Genomic DNA, 13965 nt, shown 5'->3' on the forward strand with positions numbered 1-13965 from the left:
CCCCGCGCCCCTGAAGGCATGCGCTGCGCGCAGCCTTTACAGGGGAAATGCGACGCGAAGCGTCCGCATCTCAGGGGCGCGGGGAACTGCGCGACCAGCCACGACGAAAGCCGCACCCGACCACGGCCTAACCCGCCCCGAACACATCCTCCTGCGCCGCGCCCCGCGCCATGAGCAGGGCACCGCCCAACACCGCACCCCCGCCGAGCTCCCCCGCCCGCACCTCCGTCGGCAGCGGGGACATCCCGGCCAACCGGTCGGAGACCCGGCGCGCGAGGTCGTCGCCGCCGGCCCTCCCGACCTCCCCGGCCAGGACGACGCAGCCGGGGTCGAGCACCGCCACCACCGCGGCGGCGCCGAGGACGACCCGGTCGGCCAGGGCGTCGAGGAACGCGTCCGCGCCGGACGCCACCGCCTCCCGTACGACGGCCGCCGCCCGCTCCACCGGCGCGCCGGGTCCCACCAGGCCGTGTCCGACGGCGAGTTGGAGGATGGCGCCCGAACCGGCCAGGGAGTGGAAGCCCCCGTCGCACCCGGTCGCGGACGGCAGCGCGCCCGTGCCCGGCACCGGCAGGAAGCCCACCTCCCCCGTCCCGCCGGAGGCACCCCGGCGCAGTTTCCCGTCCAGGACGACCGCCGCGCCGATGCCGAGCCCCAGCCAGAGCAGCACGAACGTGTCGCGGTCGCGGGTGGCGCCGTCGCGCTGTTCGGCGAGGGCTGCGAGGTTCGTCTCGTTCTCCACGAGGACCCGTGCGGGCAGCCGCTCCTGGAGCACGGCGACCAGGCGGCGGTGCCATTCGGGCAGCCCCGTGGAGTCGCGCAGTTCGCCGGTGGCCGGGTCGATCAGGCCGGGCGCGCCGACGCCGACCGTGTGCAGCCGCTCGGCCCCCGCCTCCTTCGCCGTACGTTCGAGGAGGGCGACGGCGCGCTCGACGGCGTCGCCCGTGCTCTCGCCGGGTTCGACGGGCGCGGACGCCTCGGCGAGGACGGTGCCGAGCAGGTCGGCGACGACGAGCCGGACGCCTTCGGTGCGCACGTCGAGCGCGGCGAGGTGGGCGCGGTCGGCGACGATCCCGTAGAGCCGGGCGTTCGGTCCGCGGCGCTCGGCGCCCGCCTCCCCCACGACGGCGATCAGGCCGGAGGCCGTGAGGCGCTCGACGAGGTCGGCGACGCTGGGCCGGGACAGGCCGGTGAGCTGCTTCAACTGCCCGGCGGTGAGCGGTCCTTCCTCCTGGAGGAGGCGGAGCGCGAGCCGGTCGTTGATGGCGCGGGCGGTCCTCGGCGATGCGGGCATGGCGGGATCCTACGCGGAAATCCTCTAACTATCAGGCAGGGTTCCTGATAGTTTACGGCGGCACGCTCACGGGACACATGGGGAGGGCCCGACACGATGGCTCAGGCGACCGCCGGCGGCATCGGCATATCGACGGAAGTGAAGCGGGCGCGGTACGCCGTGGCCGCGGTCTTCTGCATCCACGGATCGGTGACGGGGTCCTTCGCGACCCGGGTGCCGCGGATCCAGGACCACACGGGGGTGAGCGCCGGTCAGCTCGGCTTCGCGCTCGCCTTCACGGCGTTCGGCGCGGCGTGCGCGATGCCGCTGGCCGGGAGCGTGACGCACCGGTTCGGCAGCCGGACGGCGCTGCGCGGACTGCTCGCGCTGTGGACGCTGGCGCTCGTCCTGCCGGCGCTCGCGCCGAGCCTGTGGACGCTGTGCCTGGCGATGTTCACGTACGGCGCCACGTCGGGCATGGCCGATGTCGCGATGAACGCCCTGGGTGTGGAGGTCGAGCAGCGGCTCGGCCGGTCGATCATGTCCAGCCTGCACGGCATGTGGAGCGCGGGGGCGCTGATCGGTTCGGCGGCCGGCACGCTCGCCGCGCATCTGGGTTCGGACGCGCGGGTGCACCATGCCCTGGCCGCGCTGGTCCTGACCGCGCTGGGCCTCGTGGCCTGTCAGTGGGTGCTCGACCTGCGGCCCACGGAGGACGAGGAGCCGCCGCCGCGGTTCGCGCTGCCGCCGCGTTCGGCGCTGCTCATCGGCGCGGTCGGCTTCTGCGCGGTGTTCGCGGAGGGCGCGAGCCTGGACTGGTCGGCCGTCTATCTGCGCGACCAGCTCGACACGTCGGCGGGGCTCGCCGCGGCCTGCACCACCGGGTTCATGCTGACGATGGCGGTGGCCCGGCTCGCCGGGGACATCACGGTGAACCGGTTCGGGGCGGTGCGCACGGTGCGGGCGGGCGGTGCGCTGGCCGCGGTCGGCGGCCTCCTGATCGTGGCGGCGGGGAACCCTGCCGTGGCGATGGGCGGGTTCGCGCTGATGGGGCTCGGCATCGCGGTGGTCGTCCCGCTCTGCTTCGCGGCCGCCGGGCACAGCGGGCCGAACCCGAGCCAGGCGATCGCGGGCGTCGCCACTGTCACGTACACCTCGGGGCTGGTCGCGCCGAGCCTGATCGGCGGGGTCGCCCAGGCGACGAGCCTGATGGTCTCGTTCGGCGTGGTGACGGTGCTGGCCTGCGGTCTGGTCGTGTTCGCCGGGGTGCTCCGGCCGGGCGAGCGGTCGCGGGCGGCGTCCGGGCCCGCGGACTGAACCGTCCGCCCGGGCGGTGCGGGTGGTGCGGGCGGCCGGGTCTCGGTCCGCCGCTCGCACTTACGTCGCATTAACATGAGGCGATCGATTTGAGCCACACCCTCACCACCGGCACCCCCGGCACCACAGAAAGCAGAGTGCGCGCATGGACCTCGGCGTCCGCTGGAAACTTCACGGCGACGGGCGCACCCCGGCGCCCGGTGCCGTCGTCCGTCCCGACGAGCGGCTGTCGTGGCCGCGCACCATCGGGCTCGGCGCCCAGCACGTGGTCGCCATGTTCGGCGCAAGCTTCGTCGCGCCCGTTCTGATGGGTCTGGACCCGAATCTCGCCATCATGATGTCCGGCGTCGCGACGGTCATCTTCCTGCTGGCCACGCGCGGCCGGGTGCCCAGCTATCTGGGCTGTTCGCTCTCGTTCGTGGGCGTCGCGGCGGTCATCCGGGCCTCGGGCGGCGACAGCGCGACGGTCACCGGCGCGGTCTTCGTCGTCGGTGTCGTGCTCTTCCTCGTCGGTCTCGCGGTGCAGAAGTTCGGGGCGCGGATCATCCACGCCGCGATGCCGCCGATCGTGACCGGCGCGGTGGTCATGCTGATCGGCTTCAACCTGGCGCCGGTGACCGCCTCCACCTACTGGCCGACCGACCAGTGGACCGCTCTGCTCGTCATGCTCTTCACCGGTTTGGCCGTCGTGTGCCTGCGCGGTTTCTGGTCCCGCATCGCGATCTTCCTCGGCCTGATCTTCGGTTACGCGATCTCGTGGGTCTTCGACCAGGTCTTCGGCAAGATCCACTCGACGAACGGCGGCGCCGAGGCCGTCGACCACTGGCGGCTCGACCTCTCCGGTGTCGGCTCGGCGGACTGGATCGGCCTGCCCTCCTTCCACGCGCCGTCCTTCGAGTGGTCGGCGATCCTCGTCGCGCTGCCCGTCGTCATCGCGCTGATCGCGGAGAACGCCGGACACGTCAAGGCCGTCGGCGAGATGACCGGCGACAACCTCGACGACAAGCTCGGCACCGCGATCTCCGCGGACGGCGCCGCGTCCATGCTGTCCACCGCGGTCGGCGGCCCGCCGAACACCACGTACTCCGAGAACATCGGCGTGATGGCCGCGACCCGCGTCTACTCGACCGCGGCCTACTGGGCGGCGGCCGGCTTCGCCCTCCTCTTCGGCCTGTGCCCGAAGTTCGGCGCGATCGTCGCCGCGATCCCGGGCGGCGTCCTCGGCGGCATCACCGTCATCCTGTACGGCATGATCGGCCTGCTCGGCGCGCAGATCTGGATCAACGCCAAGGTGGACCTGCGCAACCCGCTGAACCTCGTGCCGGCCGCCGCGGGCATCATCATCGGCGTCGGCAACGTCTCCCTGAAGTTCACCGACAACTTCTCGCTCAGCGGCATCGCCCTCGGCACGATCGTCGTCATCACGGGTTACCACGCGCTGCGGGCGATGGCCCCCGCGCACCTCAAGTCGCAGGAGCCGCTGCTCGACGCGGGCACGTCGACGTACGACGAGAGCACCGGGGCCGCGAAGAAGTAGCTAGCCGCCCGCCCACCGGTCCACCGCCGGTCCCGGCAGGGCGAGTTGATCGAGGACCCGGGCGACCGTGTGGTCGACCAGGTCCTCGATCGTTTTCGGCCGCTGGTAGAACGCGGGCGCCGGCGGCATGATGCGGACGCCCATGCGGGCCAGGGCCAGCATGTTCTCCAGATGGATCTCGTGGAGCGGGCTCTCGCGCGGCACGAGGACGAGCGGACGGCCCTCCTTGAGGGTCACGTCGGCGGCCCGTCCGACGAGACCGTCCGCGTATCCGGCCCGGATCCCCGCCAGCGTCTTCATGCTGCACGGCGCGATCACCATGCCGTCGGTGCGGAACGAGCCGGAGGAGACCGCCGCCGCCTGGTCGCCGGGGCGATGGACGACGTCGGCGAGTTTGAGTACGTCGCCGACGCCGAGGTCCGTCTCGGTCTCGATGGTCGTCCGCGCCCAGCGGGTGAGGATCAGATGGGTCTCCACGGCGGGCACGGCGCGCAGGGCCTCCAGAAGGCGGATGCCGTAGACGGCGCCGGTCGCCCCGGTGATCCCGACGACCAGCCTCACCGGGCATCGAGCAGCGCGCGGGCCCGGGCCGTGCGCGCCGGGTCGGTGCGGATGCGGACGGCGTCGAAGTGCGGGCCGCGCGTGGCGTCCAGGCCCATCCGGGACGTGGTGCCGTCGGGTGTGGCGGACGGGTCGAGGGGGCTGCCGGGCAGCCCGTCGACCATGAACACGTCGGCGTGCGGCTGGAGATGGGTCGCGAGGGCCCACAGCACCTCGTCGTCCCGGGTCACGTCCACGTCGTCGTCCACCGCCACCACCGTCTTCAGGTACGGGTCCCAGCCGAGCAGCGCGAGCAGGATCTGCCGCGCCTGCCCCGGGCGGGCCCGGCGCAGGGCCACGTAGGCGTGGAAATGGGTGCCCGATGTCGGGTAGTGCAGTGCGGTGACCTCGGGGAATCGGGCCATGAGCTGCTCGGCCATCTCCGACTCGCGCGGGATGCGGGCCAGGTTGAGGTGCTCGGCGCTGTTGCCGCCGACCACGTCGAGCAGGACCGCGTCGCGGCGGCGCAGCACGCTGTGCACGGTGAGGACGTTGTTCGTGGAGCGGTCCGAGGAGTAGCCGGAGAACTCGCCGAAGGGACCTTCGGGGGCGCTGCGGGCCGGGTCGATGACGCCTTCGAGGACGAGTTCGGCCTGCGCGGGTACGCGGATGCCGTGCCGTGGCGTGCGGACGACGTCGAGGGGTGCGCCCAACAGGCCGCCCGCCAGGGTGCGTTCGTCGATGTCGGGGGCGACGCGGGCGGACGCGGCGAGCTGGAACAGCGGGTGGGCGCCGACGACCATCGCGACGGGCAGGACCTCGCCGCGCTCCTCGGCCATCCGCAGCACCTGCCACAGATGGCCCCGGGAGTGCAGGCTCGTGGCGAGTTCGGTGCGGCTGTGGACGAGGGCGCGGTGGTAGCTGAGGTTGCCGGCACGGCCGGGGACGCCCTGCGGCGCTTCGGCCGTGATGACACCGCTGGTCAGGTACGGGCCCCGGTCGGAGTCGAAGTGCCGGAGCAGCGGCAGGGCGGTCAGGTCGACGTCGTCGCCCTCGGCGACCGTGTCCAGGACCGGTCCCGTGGCGACGAGCCGTGGTTCGGTCCGGCGGGCGGCGGCCTGCTGGTACGCGCGGTGCAGTCCGGCCGGGTCGGTGCCGAGGAGCCGGGCGATCCGGCGCCGGGATGCGAACAGGTTCGTGACCAGGGTGGTGCCGCCGAGCCCCTTCACGTGCGGGCAGACGACGACCTCGGCGCGACCGCGCGCCGCCAACTCGGCCACGAGGGCCGCCACTTCAGGGCCTTCGAGTTCGTCGCCGACCGTCAGTACGTCGTCGGGGTGCTCGGTGGCGTACCGGCGCAGCCATGCGCGTACACCCGGGTCAGTGGCTGTCACAGCACACCCCCGCGTGCACGCCGCCCGTGAACAGGGCGCCCCACGACGGCGCTTCGACGTCGAGGCCGAGCAGGTCGAGGCCGGTACGCACCGCGACCCGCGCCCCGTCGTGCACGGGCTTGCCCACCTCCCTTTCCACCAGCGCCGCGACAGGTGCGACGGGCAGTTCGGTGCCGGCCACGACGAGGCACTGGGCGTCGGCCGTGTCGGCGTCGAGGAGCACGCGGCGCACCTTCGCCACAGGGAGTTCGGCGGCCTCGCGCGGCGTGGCGAGGCCCAGCGCGGTGACGGACGCGATGCGCAGTCCGGCCGCGAGGTAGGTGTCGGCGAGGCGGCCGGCGGCGCGTTCCGATCCTGCCGTGATGAGGGCCAGCGAGTGGATTCCTTCGCGGGCGAGCAGGTCGAGCTGACCGAGGGTGACGGTGGAGGCGCGCACCCCGGCCGTCCGCTCGATGACGCGGGCGACGGCGCGGGCGTGCGCGGCGCCGTCGAGCCCGGCGGAGGTGCCGTGCCAGACGATCCCGTCGACACCGGCCTGCGCCAACTGGTCGGCGCCGCGCTCCAGTTCGACGGTGTGGGAAGGGGCGAGCCCGGGACCGTACTGGATCTCGGGCAGGGACGCGCGGGCGCCCGGGTGGGCGGTCTCGACCTGGACGGGCGCGCAGATCTGCGCGGTCCAGCGGTCGGCGCCGAGCGAGGTGGCGGGCAGGAGGTGGCCGATGCGCTGCATGAGGACTCCGCTCTGGGTGGCGGCCGAAGAGGGGGCGGGGTGGCCGGTCCCCCGAACCGGCCACCCCGAGGCGCGAGAACTCAGCTGCGCGCGACCGTGTCGAGGGACGCGTATGTGTCCTTCAGGCGCAGCTGCGCCTCTTCCTGGTTGCGCGGCGGCGGGGTCGGCTTCAGGCCGAGGAGCTTGGCCATGTTGTTGCCGAGGTAGCCCTCCAGGTCCTCCTCGGACAGGTGCATGCCCTGCGGCGGCGGGCCGCACAGCACCTCCAACTCCCGTGCCCACATGCCCGGTTCGTTCGGCGGGGAGTCCGTGCCGAAGACGAGCTGGTGCCGCTCCATCTGCTGCGCGAACTCGACGATGCGCGACTGGAGGAGCCAGCCGGACTCGCCGTACACGTTCGGCGAGTCGAGGATCATGTAGAGCGCCTCGAAGCAGTAGACGCCGCCGGTCTGCACGCCGAAGTGGGCGAGGATGAAGTTGACGTCCTTGAACTCGCGGATGATCGGATAGAACTGCGTCGGGATCGAGTACGGCCCGTCGCCGGTGTGGATGAGGACGACGACACCCAGTTCGTCGCAGACCCGCAGGACCGGGCGGAGCCAGTCGAGGGCACGGTCGGGACGGTACGCGTGCATGTTGGCATGCAGCTTGACCATCTTGTAGCCGTACTCCTTGACGTGGAACTCCAGCTCCTTCGCGCCGTTCTCGGGCCCGAAGCGCGGGTTGTACATGAAGTTCCCGATGAACCGGTCGGGGTACTGCTGGACCAGTTCGGTGATGTACGCCATGTAGTCGCGGATGCCCTCGCGGCCGGTGCGCATCCCGTCCTGCCAGACGGAGTTGCCGGGCGGCGGCATGATGCAGCCGTAGTCGATGCGGCGGGGCTTTCCGTTGATCATGTACGGGCCGTTCATCATCTCCAGCGTGCGCTCACCGGTGAACGGGGAGCCGTCGTGCCGCCACGCCTGGTCGACGATGTTCGTCGGGTGCATATGGGTGTCGATGATCAAGGTGCTGTTTCCTTCCCAGCTGGTGCCAACCGTGTTTCTTGGTGGACCGTTTGGGGACCCAGGGCAGGGCCCGCCTCACCTCCTCTCGTCGTCGTCGAGGCCACCGGAGCCGGAGCCGGTTCCGGTGATGTCTTCGGGGCGCACCGGCACCCTGGTCAGCTCCCGCCCGGTCGCGTCGCGCAGCGCGTTCGCGATGGCCGGGGTCGAGGAGAGGGTGGGCGGTTCGCCGACGCCGTTGAGGCCGTACGGGGAATCCGGGTGCGGGAGTTCGAGCAGGTCGATGGGGACGTGCGGCATGTCGGCGATGGTCGGGATCAGGTAGTCGGTGAAGGACGGGTTGCGCACCCGTCCGTTCTCGACGCGGAGTTCCTCCATCACGGCGAGGCCGAGCCCCTGGGCGCTGCCGCCCTCGATCTGGCCCTCGACGGCGAGGGGGTTCATGGCCTTGCCGACGTCCTGCGCGGTGGCCAGCTCCACCACCTTCACCAGGCCGAGGTCGGTGTCCACGTCGACGACGGCGCGGTGCGCGGCGAACGCGAAGGCGATGTGGGCGTCGCCCTGGCCGCGTTCGGCGTCGATGGGGTGGGTGCGGCGGTGCGCGTACTCGTACTCCTCCTCCAACGGGCCGTGTGCGGCCAGGAGTTCGGCGAGCGTTCCCTCGCCCAGGGCTGTGAGGCGCTCACGCAGCGCCTGACACGCGCCCTGCACCGCTCCCCCGCTCATCCACGTGATGCGCGACGCCGAGGACGATCCGGCGTCGCCGACCCGGGTGTCGGCGGGCAGGACGACGACCCGCTCGACGCCGAGTTCGGTGCGGACGATCTGCGCCTGCACGGTGACGATGCCCTGGCCGCACTCGGCGGCGGCGGTGTGCACCTCGGCGACCGGTTCGCCGCCGGTGAGCGAGAGCCGGACGCGGGCCACGGAGCGGTCGTCGACGCCGCCGGAGAAGCCGATGGCCTTGACGCCGATCGCGTAGCCGACGCCGCGCCGGACGCCTTCGCCGTGGCTGGTGTTGTTGAGGCCGCCGGGATTGCCGAAGGGGCCTTCGCCGGCCGGGGGCAGCGGGCGGGCGCGGAGCCGTTCGAGGAGTTCGGCCGCGGGGGCCGGGCCGTCGACCGCCTGCCCGGTCGGCAGGACGGTGCCCGTCGTCATGGCGTTGCGCAGCCTCAACTCGACCGGTTCGAGGCCGAGTTCGCGGGCGAGCTTGTCGAGGTTGGACTCGACGCCGTAGCAGGACTGGACGGCGCCGAAGCCGCGCATCGCCCCGCACGGCGGGTTGTTGGTGAACACGGAGAAGCCGTCGATCTCGGCGTGCGGCACCTCGTAGGCGCCGGCCGCGAAGTAGGAGCCGTTGGCGATGACGACCTGGGAGGTGGAGGTGTAGGCGCCGCCGTCGAAGAGGAGTCGCGCCTTCACGTACACGAGCTTCCCGTCGCGCGTCGCCCCGTGCTCGAACCGCATGCGGGCCGGATGGCGGTGCACGTGCCCGAAGAAGGACTCCTCCCGGTCGTAGCTCATCTTCACGGGCCGGCCGGTGCGCAGGGCGAGCAGCGCCGCGTGGATCTGCACGGAGACGTCCTCGCGCCCGCCGAACGCGCCGCCCACGCCGGAGAGCGTCAGACGCACCTTCTCCGGGGGCAGGCCGAGCGCCGCGCACATCTGGTGCTGGTCGTCGTGGAGCCACTGGGTGGAGACGTACACGTCGACGCCGCCGTCCTCGGCGGGGAGGGCGAGGCCGGACTCGGGGCCGAGGAACGCCTGGTCCTGCATGCCCACTTCGTACGTGCCGGTGACGATCACGTCGGCCTCGCGGCGGGCCCGCGCCAGGTCGCCGTGGCGGATGCGGACGTGGCGTACGACGTTGCCGTGCTTGCCGTCGGCCCGGTGCTCGTGGACGAGCGGGCCGACGCCACGGACGGCGTCCTCCGGGTCGGTGAGCGCGGGCAGTTCCTCGTACGCGACGTCGATGAGGGCGAGGGCGCGGCGGCAGGTCTCGGGGTGGTCGGCGGCGACGAGGGCCACCGGTTCGCCCTGGTAGCGGACGACGTCGGAGGCGAGGACGGGCTGGTCGGCGACCTTCATCCCGTACGTCGGCCGCCCGGGGACGTCCTCGTGGGTGAGCACCGCCACCACACCGGGCAGCCGCAGGGCCGCCGTGGTGTCGAGCCGGACGATCCGGGCGCTGGGGTGCGGGGAGCGCAGGGTCGCGCCCCACACCATGCCCTCGGCCCGCAGGTCGGAGGAGTACGCGAAGTCCCCCCTGACCTTCAGGCGGCCGTCGGGACGCGGAGTGCTGGTGCCGACGCCGTCACGGGTGGCGGCTCGGGTGGCGGTACTCACGGTCGTTCACTTCCCTTCTGCCTTGCGACGTACGGGAGTTGAGCGTGGCTGCGCTGGTTCAGTCGACGGGGCGGACGTGCCCCGGGCCGGCGGCCGGGCCGGGTGCGACCGCCTGGGAGAGGCGGATGCGGAGCCTGCGGATGTGGTCGCGGGCCGCGAGGTCGGCGGCGTCCGGGTCGCCGGACGTCATCGCCTCGAAGATCCGGCGGTGTTCGGCGACCGCGAGCCGGGGTGCCTCCTGGCCGCGCCACAGCTGGTGCAGGGCGAGGTGGGCCTTGCCCTGGATGGTGTCGAGGGCGGCGGTGAGGTGGGCGTTTCCCGCCACTTCGCGGATGGTGCGGTGGTAGGCCATGTCCATCTCGATGTGGGTGCGCTCGTCGACACCGGTGCCGACCTCGCGCTCGTGGCGCTCCAGGAGGTCGCGGAGTTCGGCGACCCGGGAGGCGTCGAGGCGCTCGGTGGCCAGGCGTGCGGCCAGGCCCTCCATCACCTCGCGGACGACGTACAACTGGCGCACGTCCTCCACGTCGACGGTGGCGACGACGGCACCCTTGTGCGGGACGTGCGTGGCGAGGCCGTCGTGGATGAGGCGCTGCACCGCTTCCCGTACGGGGCTGCGGCTGATGTTCATCTGCACCGCGAGGGCGGGTACGGAGAGGGCGTCGCCGGGGCGGAGCCGGTTGGCGAGGACGGCGCCCTTGAGTTCCTCGTAGGCCCGGTCCGCCAGGAGGCTGCCGGCCGCGACCGGGTTGACCGCTCGCTCTGCGCTCATCGTCAACTCCCCCTCACCGCTTGCCCGTTGGAGTTACATGTTGCATGTAATGTTCGGGCGGGTCAATGGATGCGGCAGAGTTCGCGCGACCCTCCCGGCGGCGTCCGGGGATGCGCAGGTGGTGGAAGAAGAGGTTGAGCAGCACTGCCGTGATCGTGCCGAGGATGATGCCGCTCTCGAACAGCGCGTGCAGTTGCCGGCCCGGCATCTGCTCGGCGAACTGCGGGAACGCCGTGGGCAGGAAGCCGACACCCATGCTCGCGGCGACGAGGATCGTGTTGCGCTGGTCGGTGAGGTCGGCCTGGACGAGGATCTGCACGCCGACGACCGCGATCGTGGAGAACAGGACGATCGTCGCGCCGCCGAGCACCGAGGACGGCATGGCGGCCACGATCGCCCCGACCTTCGGTACGAGCCCGAGCACCATCATGATCACGCCGGACGCGGCGACGATCCACCGGGACTTGACGCGGGTCAGCCTGATCAGGCCGATGTTCTGCGAATACACCGTGCTGGGAAAGGAGTTGAAGACGCCGGCCAGCGCCGTCGCGAGCCCGTCGGCGCGCAGGGCGCGGGTGACGTGCCGGCCCTGGACCTCGCGTCCGACGATCTCGCCGACCGCGAAGAACTGCCCGATGGACTCCACCGCGATGATTACCATCACGAGGACGATCGACAGCACGGCGATGACGTCGAAGCGCGGCGCTCCGTAGTGCAGCGGCGCGGCCGTGCCGAGCCAGGGCGCCGACCCGATCCGCGAGAAGTCGGTGAATCCGGCCATCGCCGCGACGACGGTCCCCACCACGAGTCCGGCGAGCACCGCGACCGTGGCGACGAAGCCCCGCGACAGCTTGTGCAGGAGCAGGATGACCACCAGCGTGACGGCGGCGAGCCCCAGGTGCGCGGGCGAGCCGAACGACCCCTTGCTCGGGTCCCCGCCGCCCACCTGACGTGCGGCGACGGCGAGCAGGGTGATCCCGACGACGGTCACGATGGTGCCGGTGACCAGCGGCGGGAAGAACCGGACCAGCTTGCTGAAGACGGGCGCCACGACGAACAGGGCGAGCCCGGCGGCGATCACCGCCCCGAACACCGTCGGCAGCCCGGCCTGCGCGCCGCCCGCCGCGAGCCCCACCGACACCAGCGAGGGCACGGCCGTGGTCGAGGTGCCCTGCACCACGGGCAGCCGGATGCCGATGCCGGGCAGGCCGACGGACTGGAGCAGCGTGGCGAGGCCGCAGGTCAGCAGCGAGGCGTTGACGAGCAGCGCGATGTCGTCGCCCTTCATGCCGATGCCCTCGGCGACCAGCAGCGGCATGACCACCGCGCCGGCGTAGAAGGCGAGCACGTGCTGGAATCCGTAGACCACGAGCCGCCACAGCGACGGCACCGTCTCCACGGGGTCCTGGGGTGCGGCCGTCGGCTCGGCCCCGTCCTGAACTTCCTTGTCGGACATGTGCGTTCTCCCTCCACCCGCCGAACGGGTGTTGTTCTCGTGCGCACTTACCGGGGCCGTGGACGGACGGCCGGGACCCGACGGCTCTCAGTGCAGCCAGGGGGTGACGAGCGGGCCGAACCCGGCCCGCCGGACGAGGCGTTCGGCCCGCTCCTGGGCCTCTTCCATGAGCGCCTCCTCGTCGACGAGGGTGCAGCGCCCGTGCTCCACGACGACGCGCCCGCCGACCACCGTCATCTCGACGTCGCCGCCGCGCGCGGAGTACACGAGGGCGGACACGGCCCGGTGCAGCGGCCGCAGGTGGGGCCGGTCGAGCGCGACGACGGCGAGGTCGGCGGGGGCGCCCGGGGCGAGCACTCCGGCGCCCGAGCCGACGTAGCGGCCGCCCTCCCGCGTGGCGAGCTCCAGGGCCTCCTCGCAGCGCGCGACCGCCGGGTCGAGGGTGTCGAGGCGCTGTGCGAACAGGGTCTGCTTCATCACCTCGAACATGTCCTGCCGGTGCCCGGCGCTCGGCCCGTCGGTGCCGAGCGCCACCACGGCCCCGGCGTCGCGCAGCCGGCGCAGCGGCATGACGCCGGAGGCCAGGTAGGCGTTGGAGGACGGGTTGTGCGAGACACCGGCGCCGCGCCCGCCGACCGCCTTGACCTCCTCGTCGTCGAGCCAGATCGCGTGCGCGAGGGTGGCCCGCTCGTCCAGCAGCCCTTCGTGCGCGAGCCAGGTGACGGGCCTGATCCCGTACGCGTCCAGGTAGCTCGCCGGGTCCTTGGCGCCCTCGCTGCAATGGGTGTGCCACTTGGTGTCGTGCGTACGCGCCAACTCGGCCGCGCCGCGCACCAGGTCCTGGTCGACGTAGCTGAGGTTGAGCGGCGCGGGCCAGATCTGGACGGGCGAGCCGGCCGGCCTGGCCCGCATGCAGTCCCGGGTGAGGTCGAGCTCGTCGGCGACGGAGTGGCGGAACAGGGCGTCGGGCAGGCCTCGCGCGGCGGCGACCTGCGTCTTGTGGCCGAGCATGCCGCGGGCGACGACACCGCGCAGGCCGGTGGCCTCGATGGCGGAGGCCACCGAGAGAACCGTTTCCGCGTCGGTCGGCGCGTAGTGGTGGTCGACGACGCTCGTGATGCCCGCCCGCAGCGCCTCCGCGGCGCCGAGCGTGACCGCGACCCGGGCGTCCTCGGCGTCCACGGCGATCGAGTACGGCCACATGAACGCGCAGAGCCAGGGCCAGATCGACTGCCCCTCCCCCAGGCCCCTGGCCAGCGTCTGGAAGAGGTGGCTGTGCCCGTCGACGAAGCCGGGCAGGACGGCCCGGCCCCGGCAGTCGACGGTCCGCTCCGCCCGCCAGGCGGCTTCGATGTCGGCCGCGGGTCCCACGGCGGCGATCCGCCCGCCGGTCACGGCGACCGCGCCGGGCTCGTACACGGTGCGGGCGTCGTCGACGGTGACCACGTGGCCGCCGGTGAGCAGGAGATCACAGGTGCGCGGGGAGTCCATGGAGCCTCCAAGGGGTCGGCCGGACTTCATATTGCATGCAACATATTCTGGCCAGTTGAACTGTCAACCCCTCGCGCTGCCAAGGGACTTGCGGTCTCGCTA

The 13965-nt window shown here is 72.5% G+C and carries 11 protein-coding genes; 2 read left to right on the forward strand and 9 right to left on the reverse strand.

Annotated elements, in window-relative coordinates; genetic code table 11:
• Positions 1–127: 127 nt before the first annotated feature.
• Positions 128–1294 carry an ROK family transcriptional regulator gene (locus AB0L37_RS15490; protein WP_365504680.1) on the reverse strand — a complete coding sequence of 389 codons (1167 nt, stop codon included), beginning with the start codon at positions 1292–1294 and terminating at the stop codon, positions 128–130.
• Between the two features lie 96 nt (positions 1295–1390).
• Here AB0L37_RS15490 and AB0L37_RS15495 point away from each other — a divergent pair, with 96 nt between their 5' ends.
• A complete protein-coding gene (locus tag AB0L37_RS15495) occupies positions 1391–2590 on the forward strand; it encodes an MFS transporter (RefSeq protein WP_365504682.1) in 1200 nt (399 codons plus the stop codon).
• A gap of 145 nt (positions 2591–2735) precedes the next feature.
• The gene (locus AB0L37_RS15500) at positions 2736–4127 is read left to right on the forward strand and encodes a solute carrier family 23 protein (protein ID WP_365504684.1); all 1392 of its coding nucleotides are present in this window, start codon (positions 2736–2738) and stop codon (positions 4125–4127) included.
• Here AB0L37_RS15500 and AB0L37_RS15505 read toward each other — a convergent pair whose 3' ends face one another.
• The 8 genes from AB0L37_RS15505 to AB0L37_RS15540 all read right to left on the reverse strand — a co-directional run bounded on the left by AB0L37_RS15505 (position 4128) and on the right by AB0L37_RS15540 (position 13863).
• Positions 4128–4688, reverse strand: a complete 561-nt coding sequence (locus AB0L37_RS15505; RefSeq protein WP_365504686.1) for a UbiX family flavin prenyltransferase — start codon at positions 4686–4688, stop codon at positions 4128–4130.
• Entirely contained in the window at positions 4685–6061 is a 1377-nt protein-coding gene (locus AB0L37_RS15510; protein ID WP_365504688.1) for a UbiD family decarboxylase, read from the reverse strand. Before AB0L37_RS15510 ends, AB0L37_RS15505 begins: the two co-directional genes overlap by 4 nt.
• Complete coding sequence (locus AB0L37_RS15515) at positions 6048–6791, reverse strand: hypothetical protein (RefSeq protein ID WP_365504690.1); 744 nt, start codon at positions 6789–6791, stop codon at positions 6048–6050. Before AB0L37_RS15515 ends, AB0L37_RS15510 begins: the two co-directional genes overlap by 14 nt.
• 80 nt (positions 6792–6871) lie before the next feature.
• Positions 6872–7801, reverse strand: a complete 930-nt coding sequence (locus AB0L37_RS15520; protein ID WP_365504692.1) for an amidohydrolase family protein — start codon at positions 7799–7801, stop codon at positions 6872–6874.
• A 75-nt stretch (positions 7802–7876) separates the two neighbouring features.
• Positions 7877–10144 carry a molybdopterin cofactor-binding domain-containing protein gene (locus tag AB0L37_RS15525; protein WP_365504694.1) on the reverse strand — a complete coding sequence of 756 codons (2268 nt, stop codon included), beginning with the start codon at positions 10142–10144 and terminating at the stop codon, positions 7877–7879.
• Between the two features lie 58 nt (positions 10145–10202).
• A complete protein-coding gene (locus tag AB0L37_RS15530) occupies positions 10203–10916 on the reverse strand; it encodes a GntR family transcriptional regulator (RefSeq protein ID WP_365504696.1) in 714 nt (237 codons plus the stop codon).
• A 13-nt stretch (positions 10917–10929) separates the two neighbouring features.
• Complete coding sequence (locus tag AB0L37_RS15535) at positions 10930–12372, reverse strand: nucleobase:cation symporter-2 family protein (protein ID WP_365504698.1); 1443 nt, start codon at positions 12370–12372, stop codon at positions 10930–10932.
• An 87-nt stretch (positions 12373–12459) separates the two neighbouring features.
• Positions 12460–13863 (reverse strand): amidohydrolase, encoded by a 1404-nt coding sequence (locus AB0L37_RS15540; RefSeq protein WP_365504700.1) that lies wholly within the window; start codon positions 13861–13863, stop codon positions 12460–12462.
• Between the last annotated feature and the right edge of the window lie 102 nt (positions 13864–13965).

Origin of the sequence: Streptomyces sp. NPDC052225 (assembly GCF_040679615.1) — a bacterium.
Lineage (GTDB): Bacteria > Actinomycetota > Actinomycetes > Streptomycetales > Streptomycetaceae > Streptomyces.

Coding starts and splice junctions, on each gene's coding strand:
- AB0L37_RS15500 (WP_365504684.1), top strand. CDS start 2,736: ATGGACCTCGGCGTCCGCTGGAAACTTCACGGCGACGGGCGCACCCCG.
- AB0L37_RS15535 (WP_365504698.1), bottom strand. CDS start 12,372: ATGTCCGACAAGGAAGTTCAGGACGGGGCCGAGCCGACGGCCGCACCC.
- AB0L37_RS15540 (WP_365504700.1), bottom strand. CDS start 13,863: ATGGACTCCCCGCGCACCTGTGATCTCCTGCTCACCGGCGGCCACGTG.
- AB0L37_RS15490 (WP_365504680.1), bottom strand. CDS start 1,294: ATGCCCGCATCGCCGAGGACCGCCCGCGCCATCAACGACCGGCTCGCG.
- AB0L37_RS15530 (WP_365504696.1), bottom strand. CDS start 10,916: ATGAGCGCAGAGCGAGCGGTCAACCCGGTCGCGGCCGGCAGCCTCCTG.
- AB0L37_RS15495 (WP_365504682.1), top strand. CDS start 1,391: ATGGCTCAGGCGACCGCCGGCGGCATCGGCATATCGACGGAAGTGAAG.
- AB0L37_RS15515 (WP_365504690.1), bottom strand. CDS start 6,791: ATGCAGCGCATCGGCCACCTCCTGCCCGCCACCTCGCTCGGCGCCGAC.